The organism is Vibrio sp. 2130-1 (assembly GCF_033339515.1).
This window is the reverse complement of record NZ_JAWOUT010000144.1, coordinates 1-862: the sequence shown is the minus strand read 5'-3', so window position 1 is coordinate 862 and position 862 is coordinate 1. Positions and strand designations below refer to the sequence as shown.

At 47.7% G+C, this 862-nt stretch carries 1 protein-coding gene; it reads left to right on the top strand.

From position 1 onward, the window contains the following. Positions 1 to 862 (top strand): M3 family metallopeptidase (locus tag R7Q09_RS24780; RefSeq protein ID WP_318143774.1); only part of this gene is annotated, 862 nt, incomplete at both ends.

The window sequence follows — 862 nt, the reverse complement described above, 5'->3', positions numbered from 1 at the left end:
GACGGGTTCGTTAAAGGTTACGTTAGACCATGCTGATGGCACTACTGAAGAGCTCGGTTTCTCCCAAGCTGCAAGTATCCTTTACGGTTCAGAGTTTGACCGCCAAGAAGCGGCATGGCGTGGCGTCCAAAAAGCAATGGAAACGCACCAAGAGTCTTTCGCCGCGATTTTAAATGCACTTGCAGGCTGGCGTTTAACTGAAAACAAAAAGCGCTCGACTAAGCGAGAGGTACACTTTTTAGATCCAAGTTTGTACGGTAGCCGCATTCAATCTGAAACCTTGGCTGCCATGATGAAAGTGGCGAAGGACAGTCGTGATATTGGCCAAAAAGCCGGTAAACTGATGGCGCAAGTGCACGGTTTGGATGAGATGAAGCCGTGGAACCACCTTGCTGCAATGCCTGCATTAAGCGGTGATGCTAAAGTCTACGATTTCAATGAAGCAATCGATGTGATTTGCGAAGCGTTTGAAACCGTCAACCCAGAGATGTCTGAGTTTGTGCGTTTAATGGTTCAAAACGGTTGGATTGATGCCGCGCCAAATGCCAATAAACGTTTGGGGGCGTACTGCACTAAGCTACCAGCCACGCGCACACCGTTGGTATTCATGACGTGGAGTGGTAGCCGTTCTGATTTGATGACATTGGCTCACGAACTTGGTCATGCCTTCCATAACTGGGTTATTCGAGATCTGCCGCTTTGCCAAACTTACTACCCAATGACACTTGCAGAAACCGCTTCTATTTTTGCAGAGAATATCGTACGCGATCATTTGATCTCGAAAGCAGAAAGTGTGGACGACAAACTCGAAATGCTTTGGGAAGAGCTGTCTTCTGCGCTGGCGTTAATGATCAATATTCCT